Raw genomic sequence first — 19,308 nt, forward strand, 5'->3', positions numbered from 1 at the left:
AACGGACCATCAACGCAGGCGGCCGGCGTTCGGCAGTGCCCGGCGATCAACGCCGGTTCACGGGCGGATGGCAGCAGAAAGATCCGTGCCGAGTTGGTCGCGGAGGCGGCGTTTGGCAATCTTGCCGGTGGCGGTACGGGGGACGTCGTCGGTGAGGACCAGAAGTTCGGGGAGTTTGAAGTAGGCGAGCCGGTCGGTGGCGAACCTGCGCAGGGCGTCCAGCGTCGGTTCGCACCCTGGGGCGGGAATGACGACGGCGCATACCTTCTCTCCCAGCATCTCGTCCGGGACCGCCACCACAGCGACGTCGACGATGTCGGAGTGCTCGAACAGGACCGATTCGACCTCGACGCAGTACACGTTCTCGCCACCGCGGATGATGATGTCCTTGATACGGTCGACGACGTAGATGAAGCCGTCGTCGTCGATGTAGCCGACGTCGCCGGTGCGCCACCAGCCGTCGACGAACGACTCGGCGGTGGCTTCCGGATTGTTCCAGTAGCCGCGGGCAATCTGCGGGGACCGGAACCACAGCTCCCCCAGCTCATTCGGGCCCAGGTCGCGGCCTTCGGCGACGATGCGGAGCTCAGCTGTGGGATTGAGCTTTCCGACGCTCGACGGGTGAGAGGCATATTCGTCGCCGACGTTGGTGGCCATCGCCGAGGTGGTTTCGGTGGCGCCGTAGCCGTTGAAGATGAGCAGGTTGTCGCCGAGGACCTCACGAGCCTTGAGCGCGATGTCGGGCGGTACGCTCGCGGCGCCCATCTGGAAACTCAGCACCTTGCCTGCGAAGTCACCGATATCGGGGTGCGCCAGCATCTTCCGGACCATCGTCGGTACGCCGCCGAGGCCGGTGACCTGTTCTTCTTTTCCGAGCCGCAGCACGTCGTCGACGTCCCACTTGTGCAGCATCACGATCTTGGCGCCGGTCAGTGCGGAATTGACGATCGCGGCGATGCCGCCGATATGGAACAGGTGGGTGCCGAGCAGTCCCGCGCTCTGCCGCTGTTGCACCGCGGGCGCCGACGACGCGATCAGCATCCCACGGCGCATCATCAGCGCCATGTTCATCACGTTGTGGGTGACGCCACGATGGGTGATCACCACACCCTTCGGGCGGCCGGTGGTGCCGGAGGTGTACAGAATCGCAGCCGGATCGTCCGGCTTCCGGGCCACGATGTCGTCGACGGGGAGTTGCTCGCCGAAAGCGCAGTCCTCATAACAGGTTTCGCCATATGCCTCACCGACGCCGATCACCGGCACGGCGCAGCCGCTTTCCCGGAACCTCGTGATTCGCTCGGGGTCGGCGATGATCACCTTCGGCTCCGATTCCGCGACCGCCGCGGCGAGTTCCGGCCCCTGCCACCACGCGTTGACCGGAACCGCGATCGCCCCGCACGTCACCGCCGCCCAGAACGCGACGGTGAACTCGGGCCGGTTCCGCATCGCGATCATCACCCGATCGCCCGGCGCCACGCCGTAATCGGCCCGGAAGGTGCGGGCAAGGGCGAGCGCCTGGGCGCGGATGTCGGCGAAGGTCAGTCGCTGGTCGCGGTACACCATCGACACCAGGTCGCCGTGGGCGGCGGATCGGGCGAAGATGTCGGCGAGGGTGCGCGGGCACCGCAGGTACGTGCGGACCGGGCTGCCGTCGACGATCGTCTCGGTGATCTCGAACGGCCCACCCTCGGCGAACAGGTCCGCCAGGCGCGGGTCGTCCGCGAAACCGCCTTCGAAGATCGTCATGACATCAGCACCCTATCGCTACCGTTGGTCATACGGTAGCAGTCGCGATAATGTTTGCGCCGTACCACCAGCTGGTTGAGGTGCGACGAGCCGCCAGGCGAGGAGCCTCGAAACCCGGTGAGACGACATTGTTCGCTCACGTGGTTTCGAGGCTCGTCGCCTGCGCTCCTCACACCTCAACCGGCGGCGGGGTCGACGCCACACGATCGCCGACGCACATCTCAACCGGCGGCGGGGTCGACGACATCTCGACCCGCGGCGGAACTCAACTAGCGGAAACAGTCGTGCCCTGGGCTTCGGCGGTCTGCTTGGCCCAGCGGTAGTCGGCCTTGCCGGCGGGCGTGCGGCGCACCTCGTCGACGAAGACGATGATGCGGGGCACCTTGTAGCCGGCGAGGGAGGCGCGGACGTGGTCCTGCAGTTCTTCCTCGGTGGGTTCGGGGACGCCGTCGGCGATCTTGGCGACCGCGGCCACCCGCTGACCGTACTTGGGATCGGGCACCGGTACGACGAGAGCGTCGGCGACGGCGGGATGGGCGTGCAGCACGGCCTCGACCTCCTCGGCGAACACCTTCTCGCCGCCGGTGTTGATGCATTGCGAACCGCGACCGAGGAAGACGATGGTGCCGTCGGCCTCGACGGTGCCCATGTCACCCAGGATCGACACGCGGCGGCCGTCGGGCAGCGTCGGGAAGGTCTTGGCCGACTTCTCCGGATCCTTGTAGTAGCCGAGTGGCACGTTGCCGATGCGGGCGATGTAGCCGAGTTCGCCGGAACCCGGTTCGATCGGGTTGAGGCTTTCGTCGACCACCATCATGCGGTCGGTCGGCGGCACCTTGAGGTTGCCCGCGTCGTCCATCATGATCTCGCCGTCGTTACCCGATTCGGACGCACCGAAGTTGTCACGCAGGAGCAGACCCGGTTTCACCGCGAGCATCCGGTCCCGCACGTGCTGCGACCAGATCGCACCGCCGGAGGTGATGGAGAACAGCGACGACAGGTCCACATCGCCGGCGCGGCGCTCCATTTCCTCCACCAGCGGCATGCCCATGGCGTCGCCGACGATCAGCACCAGCTGGACCTGCTCGTCGGCGATGCAGGTGACCATCTTCTCGGGGTTGAACTCGCGCATGATCACCAGCCGCCCACCGAGGGTGAAGAACGTGAACAGCGAGTACGACGCCGCGCCGTGCATGAGCGGCGCCGCGAGCATGAACGACATCGACGGGAAATCCTTGACCGCGGAGGCGATCTCGTCGAGGTTCTTACGGTCGTCGCCGTACGGGTTGCCGCCCGAGAGCGGCTTGCGGAAGAAGTCGTCGTGCCGCCACATGACACCCTTCGGGTATCCGGTGGTGCCGCCGGTGTACAGCAGGTACAGCTCGTCGCCGGTGCGCGGCTCGAAATCGCGTTCCTTCGGCAGGGATTCGGCGTCGGAGAAGGCCCCGATCGCGACCTGACGGCCATCCGGCAGGGCGGCCACCGCATCCCGCAGTTCGTCGGTGACCTCGCCGATCACGAACACCGACCGCACCTGCGGCAGCGTCGGCAGCAGTTCGGCGACGCTCGCCTGGTGTTCGGGGAGTTCGACGATGATGCCGGCAGAGTCGGAGTTGTCGAAGATGTAGTGCAGTTCGGCGTTGGTGTACCGGTAGTTGATGTTCACCGGCACCGCGCGGATCTTGATCAGGCCCAGCAGGCTGGTGACATGCTCGACGCTGTTCTTGAGGAACAGCGACACATTGTCTCCGGCCCCGATCCCGTTGGCCTTCAACAGGTGCGCCACCTGGTTGGCCTCGCCGTCGAGCTCGGCATAGCTGACCTGCCGTCCTTCGTAGCTGAGCGCGATGCGCTCGGGTACGGCATCGACGACGGTCTCGAAAACGTCGGCCAAATTGAACTGCATCGCTATCTCCTCGTGCTCTGCCAAAGATGTTGCTGTTTACCCCCGCTGGTTGAGGTGCGAGGCCGCCCAGCGGCCGAGCCTCGAAACCTCGTAAGGGGACATTGTCGGCCCACCGGGGTTCGAGGCTCCTCGCCTGGCGGCTCGTCACACCTCAACCAGCGATAATCGACCTTCATGCGGGGTCTCCGGTGAGGATGAGGCCGCTGGTGGGGACGCCGGTGCCGGCGGTGACGATCACCTTGGACGCGTCGGGCACCTGGTTGACGGAGGTGCCGCGGATCTGGCGGACCGCCTCCGCGATGCCGTTCATGCCGTGGATGTAGGCCTCGCCGAGCTGGCCGCCGTGCGTGTTGAGCGGCAGGATTCCGCCGACCTCCAGCGCACCGGGCTCTCGCACAAGGTCTTTCGCCTCACCACGGCCGCAGAACCCGAGTTCTTCGAGCTGCAGCAGGGTGTACGGGGTGAAGTGGTCGTACAGGATTGCCGCATCCATGTCGGACGGGGACAGTCCGGACTGCTGCCACAGCTGGTCGCCGACGAGACCCATCTCGGGCAGGGCGGCGAGCTGCTCGCGGTAGTAGCTGGTCATGATGAACTGATTCCGGGCACTGCCCGACGCCGCCGCGGTGATGGTCACCGGCTTCTGCGGTAGATCCTTTGCCCGCTCGGCGGAGACGACGACGATCGCGACACCGCCGTCCGATTCCTGGCAGCAGTCGAGCAGGTGCAGCGGCTGCGCGATGTAGCGGGAGGCCTGATGGTCCTCCAGGGTGATCGGCTTGCCGTAGAAGAAGGCGTTGGGATTGTTGGCCGCGTGCGTGCGGGCGGTGACCGCGATACGGCCGAAGTCCTCACTGGTGGCGCCGTATTCGTACATGTAGCGTTGCGCGATCATCGCCACGAACGCGGCGGGCGTGGACAGCCCGTGCGGATAGGAGAAGGCGTTGTCGGTACCCGACGAATTCTCCTGATTGGCAACCGAACTGTCGACCTGACCGAACCGGCGCCCCGAGCGTTCATTGAACGCCCGGTAGGCGACCACGACGTCGGCGACGCCGGTGGCCACCGCCATCGCGGCCTGCTGCACCGTCGAACACGCCGCTCCGCCGCCGTAGTGGATGCGGGAGAAGAACTTCAGGTCGCCGAGTCCGGCCGCGCGGGCGACAGCGATCTCGGCGTTGGTGTCCATGGTGAAGCTGACCAGGCCGTCGACGTCGGCGGGGGTGAGCCCGGCGTCGGCGACGGCGGCGGTCACCGCTTCGGCGGCCAGCCGCAGTTCGCTGCGTCCGGAGTCCTTGGAGAATTCGGTGGCGCCGATCCCGACGATCGCCGCGGCTCCCGACAGCGTGCCCGTCATGCGGCCACCCCGAGAGTGCAGGCGACGGTCGAGATGACGTGCTTGCCGAGCTTGTTGGCGCCCACCACCGAAATGGTGACGGTGCCGTCGTCGGCCACGTCGGTGACCTCGCCGGTGAATGTCACCGAATCGTAGGCGTACCAGGGCACGCCGAGCTTGAGCTTGATCGAGGTGATGCGCGCCGACGGTCCGGCCCAGTCGGTGATGAACCGTTCGACGAGGCCGGTGTCGGTGAGGATGTTGACGAAGATGTCCTCGGACCCCTTCTGGTGCGCCAGATCCCGGTCGTGGTGCACGTCCTGGAAGTCGCGGGTGGCCAGCGCGGAAGCCACCACGAAGGTGGGGGTGGCCTCGATGGTCAACGGCGGCAACACCGTTCCCACCGCGACGGGTACGGATGTCACCGCGGTCATGCCCGACCATCCTCTCCTGAAGTTGCTGCCGGACGCCATGCGTACAAGGTCCACGCGGGCTTCTCGCCGGATGCGGGGAAGTCGAGGAAGGTCACCTCGACGGGCATGCCGATGCGCACCGCGTCGGGGTCCACCCCGCGCAGCTCGCCGAGCATCCGCACGCCCTCGTCGAGTTCGACGAGCGCCACCACGAACGGCAGCGACCGGCCGGGCACCTTGGGCGCGTGGTGGACGACGAAGCTGTAGACGGTTCCGGTGCCGGCCGCCACCACGTAGTCGGTGTCGGGGACGGTGCCGTCCGCGCCGCGTTCCTTCCAGATGGCCGGGACCGGCGGGTGCCGCAGCGAGCCGTCCTCGACCTGCTGGATGCGCAGTTCGTGGGCGGCCACCCCCTCCCAGAAGAACCTGGTGTCGCGGGATGAGTTGGGGCGCAACAGCCTGTCGGGATCGAGATCCTCGGGGACCGCCGGGGCGGGCTCGTCGGCCGCGAGGTCTTTGACCGGCGGCCGGAACTTGAGAATCCGGAAATCCATCTCGGCGACGATCTCGTCGCCGACCCGCCAGGTGTTGCGGGTGGTGAAGAACCAGCCCTCACCGAGCCCGGTGTTCTTGGGCCCGACGACGTCGGTGAGTTCGCTGGAGAGCGTGACCTGTTCACCGACCTGGGTGTAGCGGTGGTAGACGGTGTCGCAGTTGGTGGCCACCACCGAGGTGTATCCGGCGGCGTCGAACAGTTCTGTCGCGAGCCGGAACGGGTCCCCGGGGGCGCGCTCGCCGTGCAGACCGCGCATCGTCCACACCTGCGACATCGCGGGCGGGGCAACGATTCCCGGGTGACCGGCGGCACGCGCGGCGGCCTCGTCGACGTAGACGGGGTTGGTGTCGCCCATCGCCTCGACCCAGTTGTTGATCATCGGTGTGTTGATCGGGTCGCGGCCGGGTGCGGGGGCGGACGGGCCCGCGGCCTTGATCGCGGCCGCCGCGTTCAGAATCTCGTCCGCTGTGTCGATGCTCATCGTTTCGCTTTCGGCAGTCCGAGTCCGGCCGTGGCGATCATGTCCCGCATGACCTCGTTCACCCCGCCGCCGAACGTGATGACGGCATTGCGTTTCTGTTGGACGTCAAGCCAATTCACCAGATCGGCGGTGGCCTCGTCGGAGAGGTCGCCGAAGCGGCCGACGATCTCGTCGATCATCCGGCCCACCAGCTGCAGCCGTTCGGTGGAGAACACCTTGGTGGCGGCGGCGTCGGCCATCGAGATGGCCTCTCCGGTGGAGGCGACCTGCCAGTTGAGCAGTTCGTTGATCCGCACGTAGGCGTCGATCTGCGCGAGAGTCCTTGTCACATCGGTGTGTTCACCGATCACCACACCGTCGGGGCCGGTGCCGCGCGCCCAGGCGCGGACGTGTTCGGCGAGGCCGTCGAGCTTGCCGGCCGGGCCGAGCATGACGCGTTCATGGTTGAGCTGGGTGGTGATCAGGCGCCAGCCGCCGCCCTCCTCGCCGACCCGCATCGACACCGGAACCTTGACGTCGTTGTAGTAGGTGGCGTTGACGTGGTGGGCGCCGTCGGCGGTGATGATCGGGGTCCAGCTGAACCCCGGGTCCGTGGTGTCGACGATCAGGATGGTGATGCCCTTGTGTTTGGGCACCTCCTTGTCGGTGCGGCAGGCCAGCCAGATGTAGTCGGCGTCGTGGCCACCGGTGGTGAAGATCTTCTGCCCGTTGACGATGTAGTGGTCGCCGTCGCGGACCGCGGTGGTGGTCAGCGACGCCAGGTCGGTGCCGGCGTCGGGTTCGGTGTAACCGATCGCGAAGTGCACCTCACCGGCCAGGATCGCGGGCAGGAACCGCTGCTTCTGTTCCTCGGTGCCCAGGGCCTGCAGGGTGGGGCCGACGGTCTGCAGCGTGACCGACGGCAACGGAACATCGGCGCGCACAGCCTCGTTGGTGAAGAGCTGCTGTTCGATCTCTCCGAAACCCTTGCCGCCGTATTCCTTCGGCCAGCCGACGCCGAGCCGGCCGTCGTCGCCCATCTGTTTGATGACCTTGCGGTAGGCCGGGCCGTGGCGGTCGACGAGCATTTCGCGGGCGTCCTCGGCAGAGACGAGTCCGGTGAAGTACGAACGCATTTCGTCGCGCAGCGCGTACTGCTCGGGGGTGAGGTCGACGAACATCGTCGTGTCCTCGGGGGCGGTGTCGGCGTGCGGGGTTTCGAGGTCGGCGTGCGGGGTTTCGAGGCTCGTCGCTTGCGCTCCTCTCACCTCAACCAACGACGGGGGCACCTCAACCAACGAAGAGCTGACTTTCTCGCCGGTTGAGGTGCGAGGAGCGTCAGCGACGAGCCTCGAAACCTCGTGAGATGACGATGCCAGTTCGTCGAGGTTGGCGGCGGCACCCCCGACGAGGCGGGCGAGGTCCTTGGCGACGGAGAAGTAGCGGTGCAGCGGGTAGGTGAGGTCGACACCGATGCCGCCGTGCAGATGCGTCATGGTGCGCATCGTGGCGGGGATCTCGGCGGCCAGCCAGTAGGTGGCGATCGTCAAGTCGCGGCCGGCGGCGAGACCCTGCGACAGACGCCAGCCGGCGGCGGTGGTGGCCAGTTCCATGCCGCGGCCGATGACGTAGATGTCGGCGAGCTGCTGGGAGACGGCCTGGAACAGGGCGATCGGCTTGCCGAACTGTTCGCGGGTGGACACGTGGTCGGCGGTGAGCCGGGTGGCGCCCTCGATGAGTCCGTCGGCGTAGCGGGCGAGCGCGAGCCGGTACTGATCACGCAGCACAGCCGAATCGACACCGAGAATATCGTCCGCGGCGACCGCGACATCGGTGAAGGCGACCGTGTATTCGCCGGCGCCACTGGACGACGGGGTCCGCGCCACGGTCACCCCGGCCGCCTCGCGCGGCACCACGACCACGCCGTCGGCGGTGGTGACGAAGAACGCGACGGCGCCGTCGGCATGCAGCACACCGGTTTTCACGCCGGTCAGCTTGCCGTCGATGATCCGGGTGACGGGATTCACCGTGAGCGCCGCACCGGGTTCGGAGACGGCGACCGAGTACCAGGCGCCACGGGCCGGTGGTGCGGCGAGCCGTTCGCGGGTGGCCGGGGCGGCCGACCGCAGGGTGAGTTCGGCGGCGATCGTGCCGATGGCCGGGGTGACGGCCGCGGCCGCACCGAGCGTGCGCAGCAGCGGGGCCACCCCGAGCACGCCGAGGTCGTCGCCGCCGGCGGATTCGGGCAGCGCGAGCGCGAGCAGACCGGCGTCGACCAGCGACTGCCACAGCTTGGCGTCGTGGTCGTCGGCATGCGCATGTTTGCCGAAGGTCGACGACCACTCGGCCTCATGCCGCGACAGCACGTCTGTCGCCACGTCGCGCACCGCAGACGCGGTGGCATCGAGCGCGAAGTCCACGAACGCCCTCCTCATCATAATTAGAACCTGTTCTAGTTGTAGCAGACGGCCGCGATTCGGGGTAGATCAACCCTAATCACCTGCGGGTTTGTTTGTGCCGTGTTTGCCGTACCCATCCCAGAAGTGGAATGCGTTCATCCTGATGCCGGACGACCGCGCCACGCGGGTGCGCGGGGTGCCGGAGGGTTGTCGTAGCCGTCGGGCAGGATTGACCGCATGCTCACCGGCGACACCTCGACCCTGCGCAAGGCGCGCGGGGCTTTTTTCACGCCCACGCCCGTCGCCCGGTTCCTCGCCGACTGGGCAGTCCGCGACCCCTCGGATGCGGTTCTGGAGCCCTCGTGCGGCGAGGCGGTGTTCCTGCACGAGGCCGGCGACAAGGTCGGCGAGCAGGGCCGGCTGGTGGGTGTCGAACTGCATGCGGCGTCGGCCCGGCAGGCGGCCCGCACGCTCGCCGCCGAGGGCATCGACGCCGACATCCACACCGGGGACTTCTTCGCCCACACCGAGTTCGGCGGCTACGACGCCGTGGTCGGCAATCCGCCCTATGTGCGCTACCAGGACTTCTCCGGCGCGGACCGGGCCACCGCGCAGCGGGCGGCGCTGCGGGGCGGGGTGCGGCTGACCAACCTCGCGTCGTCGTGGGCGGCGTTCACCGTGCACGCGGCGCTGCACCTACGGGCGGGCGGGCGGCTGGCCCTGGTACTGCCGGCGGAGCTGCTGACCGTCAACTACGCCGGTGCGGTGCGCCGGTTCCTGATGGACCGGTTCTCGCACGTCGAGCTGGTGCTGTTCACCGAGCGGGTGATCCCGGAGGTGCAGGAGGAGGTGATCCTGCTCCTGGCCGACGGCTACGCGCCCGGGACCGGGGTGTCGGGCACCGACCACATGATCGTGCGGTCGCTGCACAACGCCGACGATCTGGGGGCGCTCGCCGCCGAGAGTCCGGCCCGGCGCTGGATGCCCACCGACAAGTCGGCCAAGTGGTCGGCCGGGCTGCTGTCGGCCGACGGCCTCGACACCTACACGCGCGCGCTGGGCGAGGCGGGCTTCGCCGGGCTCCAGACCTGGGGCGAGACAACTCTCGGCATGGTGACCGGCAACAACCGGTTCTTCACCCTCTCCCCCGCCAAGGCCGCCGAACTCGGCCTGGCGGCCACCGACACCATCGCATTGTCCCCACCGGGATCGCGGCATCTGCGCACGATGAACCTGACTGCCGCACAACTGGCCTCGCTCGCTGCGGACGGTCAGGCGACCCTGCTGTTCCGGCCCCCGGCCACTCCCTCGCGGGCGGCGAGACACTACATCCGCTCGGGTGTGGATCTCGACGTTCACCAGGCGTACAAATGCCGGGTGCGTACGCCGTGGTGGCGGGTGCCGTACCTGAAACCGGCCGATCTGCTGCTCACCTACATGAACGCCGACACCCCGAGGTTGGCGTCCAACCAGGCGCGCGCACACCACCTCAACTCGGTGCACGGGGTCTACCTGCGCCCCGATCTGCGTGCCGACGGGATGAGTCTGCTGCCATTGGCCTCGCTCAACTCGCTGACCCTGCTGGGCGCCGAGCTTGTGGGCAGGCCGTACGGCGGCGGCATGCTGAAGATCGAGCCGCGCGAGGCCGACCAGCTGCCCGTCCCCGCTCCGCAGCTCGTGCGGGCGCACGCGGCCGAGCTGCGAGCGATCCGGCCCGCGGTGCGGCGGCGGTTGCGGGCGGGTGACCTGACCGGTGCGGCCGAGTTGGTTGATCATGTGCTGCTCACCGGTGCGATGGCACTGTCGGCCCCGCAACTGGACGCACTGCGCTCCGACCACGCTCACCTGTCCTCGCGGCGTAAGGCGCGTGGCCGGTCCGCGACGCCGGGAGGCCGCGCCGGTGGCGAATGAGCCGAGCGCCAAGAGCCGGGCCTGGCCGCTGTTCGACGCGATCGTCGCCGGCGCCGACGGCCGCCAGAGGAACCCGTGGGCTTCGGACGCCGGCGGTGACCTGCGGTTCTGTCCCGACTACGCCACCCTGGAGAAGCTGCTGGCGGTGCCACTGCTGCTGTCCGCGTCGTCGCAGTCGGGCGTACCCGCGCTCGCGATCGACGTGTGGGTGGCGTACGAGCTGCGCCGCGCCGGACTCGACCCGGATGCCGTGTGGCCGCGGGAGCAGGCGCCCCGGGTCGTCGACCGCGACGTGCTGCGGTTCATCGAATCGCTGCCCAAACCGCAGCGCGCCGAACTGATCGCCCGGCTCGCACGCGGTTCGGGATCGGTGGCGTCGGCGTCGGCCAACATCCTGGGCAAGAACTATCTCAAACAGGTCGACGTGCTGATGACGTCGTGGCAGACCGGGCCGGAACTGCTGATCTCCACCAAGCGGATGGACTCGTCGTTCGGTAAGAACGCCGCCAACCGCGTCGAGGAGTCCTACGGCGACGCCAAGAACCTGGCACTGCGGCATCCGTTGGCCGCCTTGGGTTTTGTCTACAGCCTGCGGTCGACCGCCTACACGCAGGAGCGCTACCACTTCGACTGGCTGGTGGATCTGCTCACCAAACTCGGCCGCGAGGACGACGCCTACGACGCGTGTGCGCTGATCGTGCCCGAATGGGAGGGCATCGAGGTGCCGGACGAGCCGGACACCGTTCCCGAGCCCGAGGTTCCCGAGCTGTTCCCGGAGCTGTTCGCCGCACCCGAACCCGAGGACGAGCCGGGACTGTTCGAACTCGATCTGCCCGCTCCCCCGGCCGACGCCCCCACACCCGCCCAGGCGCTGCCGATCGACCGGCTGCCGACGGTGCGGCTACGGCACGATCTGGTGCCCGACGAACTCAGTCCGGCAAGGTTTTTCACCGAGATGCTGACCATCGTGCTGTACAACAGCACCGTCGCCCAGCACCGGGAGGCCCGGACGCTGCGCGATCAGGCCCGGAATACACCCGCGGCACCTCGCGCGGATTCAGCGGACACGCACTAAACGGGGAAACCGTCTGCCGGGTGGACTTCGAAGGTGTACCTGCCCGCGACGACGGCCGGGTCGGCGGCGACGATCGCGGTGGCGGCCTCCACGCCGGCGGGAATCACGGCGATGCCACTGATCAGCGGGTTGTCGCCGGCCTCCAGCAGCGCGGGCAGCCGGCCCTCGGGAGCGGCGAAATTGTTGATCCAGCCGACCAGCAGCTCCGAGTCGGGCACGGCGTCGGAGCCGTGTTCGGGGCCGGGCTTCAGGATGACGACGCTGTAGGGCGTGTCGGGTGCGGTCTGCTCACTCACGAAGATCTCCTTTGGCGGCCGACGACGCTGTCGGCGCGAGACGACTGGCCGGAGGTCGGCATTGGTCGACTGTAACCTGTTCCACATTCGGCGAGGCAGTCGGCTGCGAGGCACGGCACGGCCGTCGGGCCGGACGGCCCCGATCGTCCCCGCTCAGTCGAACGAGTACTCGATGCCGGTCAGGTCTTCGGCGGTCTCCCAGAGTCGTTGCGCGACAGCGGGATCGACAGCCCTGTCGGCGGGGCTGACGAGCACGGGCGCACCGGTGGCCTCCAGCCGCCCGGACGGGCCGTAGAACTGCCCGCCGAAGGCCGCCGGATCGGTGGCGGCCCGCAGTGCCGGCAGCGCACCCTTGTCGGGTTCCTGGACGAAGGTGTTCAGCAGCCAGCGCATGTTGGGACTGGTGAATGCCCAGTTCAGGACCTTGTTCTGGTCACGCATGACGCCGCTGTAGCTCGCCCCGGGGTGCGCGGCCAGCGACGCGCCGGGCATGCCCTCGGCGGCCAGTCTGCGTTGCAGTTCGATCGCGAACATGAGTTCGGCCAGCTTCGACCGCGCATACGCCGCGGGCACCGAGTAGCCCCGGTCCATCCGCAGGTCGTCGAAGTCGATGGCACCCTTGCGGTGCACCGCGCTCGTCACGGTGACCACCCGTCCGACACTGGTGTTGATGCGGTCGAGCAACAGCCCGGTGAGCGCGAAATGACCGAGGAAATTGGTGCCGAAGTCCAGCTCGAACCCGTCGGCCGTGAGCTGCCATTCCCGGCTCATCACACCGGCGTTGTTGATCAGGATGTCGATCTGCCGGTGGCTGCCGCGGATCAGGCCTACGGCCTCACGCACCGAGCCGAGATCGCTCAGGTCGAGGCGGACGATGGACAGTTGCGCGTCCGGTTCACCGGCCGCGATATCGTCCGCGGCGGCCTTCGCGGCGTCCACGTTGCGGCAGGCCAGCACCACCGTCGCGCCCAGTCGCGACAGCCCACGCGCGGTTTCCAGACCGAGCCCGCTGTTGGCCCCGGTGACCACGGCGGTCTTGCCGTCGAGTCGGGGTGCGTCTGCCAACGTCCATCCGCCGCCGGATCTGGGCACGGTGTCTCCTCATCTGGTGGTGGGCCGCCTGCGGTGAGCTGTCCGGCCGTGAGCCCGTTCACTCGTCCTCAGACAGGGTGCCACATACGGCACCGAGACCGGGACAGCTGAGGGGACCTGAGATGGGGACGACCGACCGTCGGCCGACGGCGGCGGGCGTGGTGTCGCGGGCGCTGCTCGCGCTGGGGCCGGCACCTCGTTCGGCGGTCGCCAGACATGCCGGGCTGTCGCCGATATCGCGGGCACAGTACTCGCATCGCCGATCGTGCCCCATCGCAGCACGTCCGGGGCCGAGCTGATCGGCGAGTCGGCCGTTGCCTGCGCACCCTGTACGACGATCCGCTGCCGGCATTCGGCAATCATCGACCCGTCTTGCAACCCGACTAATTTTAACCTGACCGAATATTGAGATAGCGCCGCGATTTCGACACGATCGGAATATGTCAAGAGCCAAGCGTCCGCTGTCCCGGAGATATTCTCGACCGATCACCCGCGTCGTGATCGGTTGCGTTGCCACGGCGCTCACGCTCACATCGTGCGCGGACAGCGGTGAGCAGCTGGACGAGAGCAAGGCCCTGCCCACCACCGTCGCACCGGACGCCGAAATCTCTGTTGCGACAGCCAAAACCAAGGTAGCACTGACCGCAAATGGAGAGATCGGAAAGATTCCGTTCAGAGTAAAGAATTGGGCGGCCATCACCGGCGGACCCGATGTCATCCAGGGATTCAAGGGCGGATCCGTGGACCTGGCCACCAATGCCGGAATGCCCTCCATTCAGGCGCACACCCAAGGGGTGAAAACCAAGATCGTCGCCGTCCAGGTACGTTCACTGCCGACTCAGAAACTGGCCACCGCACCCGGCACCGATATTTCCACCCTCCAGGACCTGCGCGGCAAACGCATCGCCTTCTCCGCCGGGCAGGCGCAGGGACTCGTGGTGCTCCAATCGCTGAAGGATGCCGGACTGAGTGTCGACGACGTGACACTCGTCGAACTCAACAGCCCCCAGTTCCTGACCGCGCTGCAGGGCAAGCAGGTCGACGTCGCACCACTCGGTGAGCCGGTTCTGACCAAGTACCTCAAGGAGTTCGGCCCCGAAGGGGCACGCTCGATCCACACCGATGCCCTGGATGCCCTGAGCGTGTTGTGGGCGCCGGTATCGGCCCTCGCCGACGACAAGAAGCTTTCCGCCATCACCGAATTCGCCAAACTCTGGGCCAAGGGCGAGGTCTGGCAGTGGGAGAATCCGGATAAGTGGATCGACGCGTACTACGTCAAGGATCAGGGTGTGACCGCCGACGACGGTCGGCGCATCATCGATTCTCTCGGGCAGCCGTACTTCCCCACCGACTGGACCGACGCCATCAAATGGGAACAGGACACCGTCGACCTCGTCACCGATGCGGGCCTGTTCGGCGGTAAATCCTTCGACGCCTCCGAACTGTTCGACCGGCGCTTCGAAAAGGTCATCGCCGGCGCGATTCCCGACAAGTACAAGACCGCACCGGTGGTGAGGTGAGATGACCACCGTCACCACCGGATCCCGGTCCGGAACAACCATCGCGCCAACTGCGTCCACCACCGGTGCCGGTGACACAACGGGTTTCGTCACCCGACCACGACGTCGGCAACTGGGTCGGCGCCGCGAGGTCCCGTTCGGCAAGCTCCTCGGCGTCGCACTGCTGCTGGCCTTCTGGTCACTGGGCGCCTACCTGGGCTGGTTCGATCCGCGAAAACTGTCCGCGCCGTGGACCATCGTGTCGACCGGATGGGACCTGCTCGTCGACGGCCCGCTCATCGACAACACCCTGATCTCGCTGCGGCGGGCCGGTCTGGGCATCGTCTTCGGCCTGGCCCTGGGCACCGCGCTGGCGGTCCTGGCCGGCCTGTCCCGGCTGGGTGAGGCCACCGTTGACGGCCTGGTGCAGCTCAAGCGGTCGATCCCGACGCTCGGCCTGATCCCCCTGCTGATCCTGTGGCTGGGTATCGGTGAGGGGTTCAAGGTCATCATCATCACCCTCGGGGTGCTGGTGTCGATCTACGTGCCCACCCACTCCGCGCTCATCGGGATCGACCGGCGGCTGGTGGAACTGTCCGAGATGCAGAACGTGTCGCGACCGGCGTTCATCCGCAATGTGGTGCTTCCGGGGTCGTTGCCCGGCTGGTTCCTCGGCCTGCGGCTGGCGGTCACCGGCGCCTGGCTGTCGCTGATCGTCGTCGAATCGGTCAATGCCACCGACGGTTTGGGCAAGATGATGCAGAACGCCCAGTACTACGGACAATCCGACGTCATCATGGTCGGCCTGCTCGTGTACGCCGTGTTCGGCCTGACCGCAGATTCCCTCATCCGCATCGCTGAACGAAAGGTGCTGTCGTGGCGTCAATCATTGGTCGACTGAAGGTCGAAGTCTTGCGGGGTTTCGAGGCTCGTCGCTTGCGCTCCTCGCACCTCAACCAGCAGCGGGTGCGGACCGCCGAGGACGGTTCGGTCGAACTACGGGGACTGACCAGGAATTTCGGTGACGATGACATTCTCAAGGGCATCGATCTGACCATTCCCGACGGCCAGTTCGTGGCACTGCTCGGGCGCAGCGGATCGGGCAAGTCGACGTTGCTGCGGGCGATCGCGGGACTCGATCACAGCGTGGCCGGGTCCGGTCTGCTCCGGGTTCCCGAACGCACGGCGATGGTGTTCCAGGATTCCCGGCTGCTGCCGTGGCAGCGGGTGCTGCCGAATGTGCTGTACGGACAGCCGCGATCGGCCCGGCCCCGGGGCGTCGACCTGCTCGCCGAGGTGGGCCTGGCCGGTCGGGAGAAGTCCTGGCCCAACAGCCTTTCCGGTGGTGAGCAGCAGCGGGTGTCGCTGGCCCGGGCACTGGCCGGTGAGCCGCAACTGCTCCTGGCCGACGAACCGTTCGGCGCCCTCGACGCGCTCACCCGCATCAAGATGCACGGGCTGCTGCGCACGCTGGTGCGGACCCACCGGCCGACCGTACTACTGGTCACCCACGACGTCGACGAGGCGATCAGCCTGGCCCAGCGGGTGCTGGTGTTGCAGTCCGGCCGGATCGGCCGCGACGTGACCATCGACCTGCCCGAACCCCGCGACGCCACCGATCCCGGATTCCAGCGGATCAGGCGTGATCTGCTCGCTGCGTTGGGTGTCGAACAGACTGCCCCACAACCTGTTCCGTGACCTATACGGCATCGGCCGCACGTCCCGGAGCGACACCGTCCACCATCACCATGAAAGGTTCGTCATGCCCCGCAAGCTTCACCTCAACGCTTTCCTGATGTCGACCGGGCACCACGAGGCGTCGTGGCGCCTGCCCGAATCCGATCCGCTCGCCCATCTGAGCGCCGAACACTACATCCACCTGGCGCAGACCGCCGAACGCGGCCACTTCGATTCGATCTTCTTCGCTGATTCTCCTGTGCTGCAGGGTGAACCGGGACGACGGCCGGCGGGCAAGCTGGAACCCACCATCCTGCTGACGGCGATCGCGGCGCGCACCTCCAAGATCGGCCTCATCGCCACGGCGTCAACGAGCTACAACGACCCGTACAACCTGGCCCGCCGGTTCGCCTCCGTCGACTGGGTGTCCGGGGGCCGGGTCGGCTGGAACATCGTCACCACCGCCGGTGCCGACGCCGCCCGCAACTTCGGCCTCGACGACACCCCCGATCACGCCCAGCGGTACGAGAAGGCCGCCGAATTCGTCGATGTGGCCACCAAACTGTGGGACAGCTGGGACGACGACGCCTTCATCGGCGACAAGGAACTCGGCATCCACTCCGACCCGGACAAGGTGCACGCCACCGACCACGTCGGCCGGTTCTTCCGGGTTGCCGGACCGCTGAACGTGCCCCGCTCACCGCAGGCGTATCCCGTTCTGGTGCAGGCGGGTTCGTCGGAGGACGGCAAGAACTTCGCCGCCCGCTACGCCGAGGCCGTGTTCACCGCCCAGCAGACCGTCGACGACGGCAAGGCGTTCTACGGCGACCTCAAGGAGCGCACCCGCAGGCTCGGCCGCGACCCGGAGACCATCAAGATCCTGCCCGGTATCGTGCCCGTCATCGGCGACACCGAGACGCACGCCCGCGAACTCGACGAGGAACTGACCCGGCTGATCCTGCCGGAGTTCCAGCGCCGCAACCTCGCCGAAAGGTTCAAGCTGCCGGTGGAGGCGCTCGACCTCGACAGTCCGCTGCCCGCGGATCTGCCCACCGAGGACGAGATCCAGGGCGCCAAGAGCCGCTTCACGCTGATCGTGAATCTGGCCCGGCGCGAACAACTCACGGTGCGTCAGCTCATCGCCCGACTCGGCGGCGGACGCGGGCACCGGACGTTCGCCGGCACCGCCGAGCAGGTGGCCGACACCATCGAAGAATGGTTCACCTCCGGCGCGGCCGACGGCTTCAACGTGATGCCGGCGGTGCTGCCGTCCGGGCTCGAGCGGTTCGTCGATGAGGTGGTACCGATCCTGGTGCAGCGCGGCCTGTTCCGCAGCGAGTACGAAACCTCAACTCTGCGTGAGCATTATGGACTCCCCCGGCCCGCCAGCCGGTTCTCCGCCGATTCCGGGGAGACCACGATCGCCCTGTGAGATCACTCGGCCGGGCTGCCCCACGCGGCGATATCGTCGGCGCGGGGCAGGCCGGTCGTCTGCGACTGCGGGGCATTGAACACATGCACCGCCTCGCCGCCCCCGTACGACGCCCAGCCGGGACCGCCGGTGGTGGCGAATGCCACCCACGCCGCGTGCATGTCGTCGGCGACCTGCTGCGGCGGGTTGGGGCCGGTGAACGACGAGGTGTCGCGCAGGGCGTCGAACACGAACGAGAGCTCCAGCGCGTGGCACGAACCCAGCCCGGAAACCTCGCTCTCCCAAGCGAACTCGTACACGTGCGTGGGACCACCCGCGGCCTCGTGGCCGGCGGCGAAATCGAGCGCCGGCTTGCGGAAGAAGGCGTCGGAGGCGATGAGATCGAACACGTCGGCGGCGGCCGCGTCCGGGTGGTTGGCGACGTAGGCCGCCACGACATCGGGACCGGCGCCGAACCGGGCGGCGACCAGCGGCAGGGCCTCTGCGGTGATCAGTCCGCGGGTGCCGGCGGCCAGGCTGAACAGGGTGAACTCGCGGGCCGTGGTGCCCAGCAGGAGCGGCACATCGCCACCAGCACCCGCCCCGATCGCGACCTGCGGGAAATCGGGGACCAGCTCGTCGAAGGTGGGCAGGTAGCCGGTGATGCCGCCGCCGGCGGAGATGGTGGTCGCACCCCACCGGTCGGGGTCCGGTGCCAGCCGGATCGCGTTGTCGATGGCGGTCTGGGCCTCGATGAGCTTCGCCGGATCCACCTGACTCAGCGCCTGCGCGGTGGGGTCGACACCGAGCAGCTCGGCGAGCTCGGCGGTGACCCGGCGGGCGTCGTCGGGCTGGACGACCGACACGCCGTGCCCGCTCTGCACGATGGCCTTGTTGAACAGGCCGCGCGCACCCGGTGAGGCGAGCAGCCCGGCCACGCTCATCCCGCCTGCCGACTCGCCGAAGATCGTCACATTGCCCGGGTCACCACCGAACGCCGCGATGTTGTCCTGTACCCAGCGCAGGGCCGCGATCTGGTCGCGCATCCCGAGATTCGTGGGCGCGCCATCGACGGGCAGCCAGCCGTAGGCGCCGAGCCGGTAGTTGATGGACACCAGCACCACACCGTCGCGGGCGAACGCCGAGCCGTCGTAGGTGGGTGAGGCGTTGGCCCCGCGCACGAAAGCGCCGCCGTGGATCCAGACCATCACCGGCAGTTTCGCCGCGCCCGGGTCGGGGGTCCACACGTTGACGTTGAGCGATTCGCCGCCGAGTTCGGATGCCGTCACCTTGCCGAACCAGGTGCCGACCGGATCGGGGTACGGCGACTGCCAGCACGACGGCCCCTCGGCGACCGCCTCCCGGACGCCGTCCCACGCGGTGACCGGTCCGGGCGCGGCGAAGGCCTGCTCACCTACCGGTGCGGCCGCGTACGGGACACCGAGAAACGCTGACACCCCACCCGCATGGGTTCCGGAGATCTGACCGCCGTCGACAGTGACTGTGATGCTCATCACCTGAGCGTAGACGC

The 19,308-nt window shown here is 67.8% G+C and carries 15 protein-coding genes and 1 pseudogene; 6 read left to right on the forward strand and 10 right to left on the reverse strand.

Going from position 1 to position 19,308, the window contains the following annotated elements; translation table 11 throughout:
• Positions 1-57: 57 nt before the first annotated feature.
• The 7 genes and pseudogenes from GOAMR_RS16055 to GOAMR_RS25815 all read right to left on the reverse strand — a co-directional run.
• The gene (locus tag GOAMR_RS16055; protein WP_005190126.1) at positions 58-1,746 is read right to left on the reverse strand and encodes a class I adenylate-forming enzyme family protein; all 1,689 of its coding nucleotides are present in this window, start codon (positions 1,744-1,746) and stop codon (positions 58-60) included.
• 265 nt (positions 1,747-2,011) lie between these two features.
• Positions 2,012-3,652, reverse strand: a complete 1,641-nt coding sequence (locus tag GOAMR_RS16060; protein WP_005190129.1) for an acyl-CoA synthetase — start codon at positions 3,650-3,652, stop codon at positions 2,012-2,014.
• A 172-nt stretch (positions 3,653-3,824) separates the two neighbouring features.
• Positions 3,825-5,009 carry a lipid-transfer protein gene (locus GOAMR_RS16065; protein WP_005190132.1) on the reverse strand — a complete coding sequence of 395 codons (1,185 nt, stop codon included), beginning with the start codon at positions 5,007-5,009 and terminating at the stop codon, positions 3,825-3,827.
• The gene (locus GOAMR_RS16070) at positions 5,006-5,422 is read right to left on the reverse strand and encodes a MaoC family dehydratase (RefSeq protein WP_005190135.1); all 417 of its coding nucleotides are present in this window, start codon (positions 5,420-5,422) and stop codon (positions 5,006-5,008) included. The genes GOAMR_RS16065 and GOAMR_RS16070 overlap by 4 nt, the downstream gene beginning before the upstream one ends.
• Positions 5,419-6,438, reverse strand: a complete 1,020-nt coding sequence (locus tag GOAMR_RS16075) for a bifunctional MaoC family dehydratase N-terminal/OB-fold nucleic acid binding domain-containing protein (protein ID WP_005190139.1) — start codon at positions 6,436-6,438, stop codon at positions 5,419-5,421. Before GOAMR_RS16075 ends, GOAMR_RS16070 begins: the two co-directional genes overlap by 4 nt.
• Positions 6,435-7,598 carry an acyl-CoA dehydrogenase family protein gene (locus tag GOAMR_RS25810; RefSeq protein WP_040515565.1) on the reverse strand — a complete coding sequence of 388 codons (1,164 nt, stop codon included), beginning with the start codon at positions 7,596-7,598 and terminating at the stop codon, positions 6,435-6,437. The genes GOAMR_RS16075 and GOAMR_RS25810 overlap by 4 nt, the downstream gene beginning before the upstream one ends.
• A gap of 255 nt (positions 7,599-7,853) precedes the next feature.
• A pseudogene (locus GOAMR_RS25815) lies at positions 7,854-8,855 on the reverse strand (acyl-CoA dehydrogenase family protein); the annotation flags it as partial.
• A gap of 198 nt (positions 8,856-9,053) precedes the next feature.
• On the opposite strand from GOAMR_RS25815, the gene GOAMR_RS16085 reads away from it, so the two are divergent.
• Both GOAMR_RS16085 and GOAMR_RS16090 read left to right on the forward strand, forming a co-directional pair.
• Positions 9,054-10,727: an HsdM family class I SAM-dependent methyltransferase gene (locus tag GOAMR_RS16085; protein WP_005190144.1), complete on the forward strand. Its 1,674-nt coding sequence runs from the start codon at positions 9,054-9,056 to the stop codon at positions 10,725-10,727.
• The gene (locus tag GOAMR_RS16090; protein WP_005190147.1) at positions 10,717-11,802 is read left to right on the forward strand and encodes a hypothetical protein; all 1,086 of its coding nucleotides are present in this window, start codon (positions 10,717-10,719) and stop codon (positions 11,800-11,802) included. The genes GOAMR_RS16085 and GOAMR_RS16090 overlap by 11 nt, the downstream gene beginning before the upstream one ends.
• On the opposite strand, the gene GOAMR_RS16095 is transcribed toward GOAMR_RS16090, so the two are convergent.
• Positions 11,799-12,098 (reverse strand): hypothetical protein, encoded by a 300-nt coding sequence (locus tag GOAMR_RS16095; RefSeq protein WP_005190151.1) that lies wholly within the window; start codon positions 12,096-12,098, stop codon positions 11,799-11,801. The genes GOAMR_RS16090 and GOAMR_RS16095 overlap by 4 nt on opposite strands.
• Positions 12,099-12,251: 153 nt before the next feature.
• Positions 12,252-13,190, reverse strand: a complete 939-nt coding sequence (locus GOAMR_RS16100; protein WP_005190152.1) for an oxidoreductase — start codon at positions 13,188-13,190, stop codon at positions 12,252-12,254.
• A 497-nt stretch (positions 13,191-13,687) separates the two neighbouring features.
• Between GOAMR_RS16100 and GOAMR_RS16105 the strand changes: the two genes are divergently transcribed.
• The 4 genes from GOAMR_RS16105 to GOAMR_RS16120 all read left to right on the forward strand — a co-directional run bounded on the left by GOAMR_RS16105 (position 13,688) and on the right by GOAMR_RS16120 (position 17,798).
• On the forward strand, positions 13,688-14,710 hold the full coding sequence (locus GOAMR_RS16105) for an ABC transporter substrate-binding protein (protein ID WP_211599632.1): 1,023 nt from the start codon (positions 13,688-13,690) through the stop codon (positions 14,708-14,710).
• A gap of 1 nt (position 14,711) precedes the next feature.
• The gene (locus tag GOAMR_RS16110) at positions 14,712-15,590 is read left to right on the forward strand and encodes an ABC transporter permease (RefSeq protein ID WP_005190159.1); all 879 of its coding nucleotides are present in this window, start codon (positions 14,712-14,714) and stop codon (positions 15,588-15,590) included.
• 35 nt (positions 15,591-15,625) lie between these two features.
• On the forward strand, positions 15,626-16,387 hold the full coding sequence (locus GOAMR_RS16115) for an ABC transporter ATP-binding protein (RefSeq protein ID WP_005190161.1): 762 nt from the start codon (positions 15,626-15,628) through the stop codon (positions 16,385-16,387).
• A 64-nt stretch (positions 16,388-16,451) separates the two neighbouring features.
• Complete coding sequence (locus GOAMR_RS16120; RefSeq protein ID WP_005190164.1) at positions 16,452-17,798, forward strand: LLM class flavin-dependent oxidoreductase; 1,347 nt, start codon at positions 16,452-16,454, stop codon at positions 17,796-17,798.
• A gap of 2 nt (positions 17,799-17,800) precedes the next feature.
• On the opposite strand, the gene GOAMR_RS16125 is transcribed toward GOAMR_RS16120, so the two are convergent.
• Positions 17,801-19,291 (reverse strand): carboxylesterase/lipase family protein, encoded by a 1,491-nt coding sequence (locus GOAMR_RS16125; RefSeq protein ID WP_005190168.1) that lies wholly within the window; start codon positions 19,289-19,291, stop codon positions 17,801-17,803.
• Between the last annotated feature and the right edge of the window lie 17 nt (positions 19,292-19,308).

It is taken from the genome of Gordonia amarae NBRC 15530 (assembly GCF_000241345.1).
In the GTDB taxonomy this organism is placed as follows: Bacteria; Actinomycetota; Actinomycetes; order Mycobacteriales; family Mycobacteriaceae; genus Gordonia; species Gordonia amarae.

Bases quoted from the DNA above. Each gene is read 5' to 3' on its own strand.
- GOAMR_RS16055 (WP_005190126.1), bottom strand. From the start codon at position 1,746: ATGACGATCTTCGAAGGCGGTTTCGCGGACGACCCGCGCCTGGCGGAC.
- GOAMR_RS16060 (WP_005190129.1), bottom strand. From the start codon at position 3,652: ATGCAGTTCAATTTGGCCGACGTTTTCGAGACCGTCGTCGATGCCGTA.
- GOAMR_RS16065 (WP_005190132.1), bottom strand. From the start codon at position 5,009: ATGACGGGCACGCTGTCGGGAGCCGCGGCGATCGTCGGGATCGGCGCC.
- GOAMR_RS16070 (WP_005190135.1), bottom strand. From the start codon at position 5,422: ATGACCGCGGTGACATCCGTACCCGTCGCGGTGGGAACGGTGTTGCCG.
- GOAMR_RS16075 (WP_005190139.1), bottom strand. From the start codon at position 6,438: ATGAGCATCGACACAGCGGACGAGATTCTGAACGCGGCGGCCGCGATC.
- GOAMR_RS25810 (WP_040515565.1), bottom strand. From the start codon at position 7,598: ATGTTCGTCGACCTCACCCCCGAGCAGTACGCGCTGCGCGACGAAATG.
- GOAMR_RS16085 (WP_005190144.1), top strand. From the start codon at position 9,054: ATGCTCACCGGCGACACCTCGACCCTGCGCAAGGCGCGCGGGGCTTTT.
- GOAMR_RS16110 (WP_005190159.1), top strand. From the start codon at position 14,712: ATGACCACCGTCACCACCGGATCCCGGTCCGGAACAACCATCGCGCCA.
- GOAMR_RS16120 (WP_005190164.1), top strand. From the start codon at position 16,452: ATGCCCCGCAAGCTTCACCTCAACGCTTTCCTGATGTCGACCGGGCAC.
- GOAMR_RS16125 (WP_005190168.1), bottom strand. From the start codon at position 19,291: ATGAGCATCACAGTCACTGTCGACGGCGGTCAGATCTCCGGAACCCAT.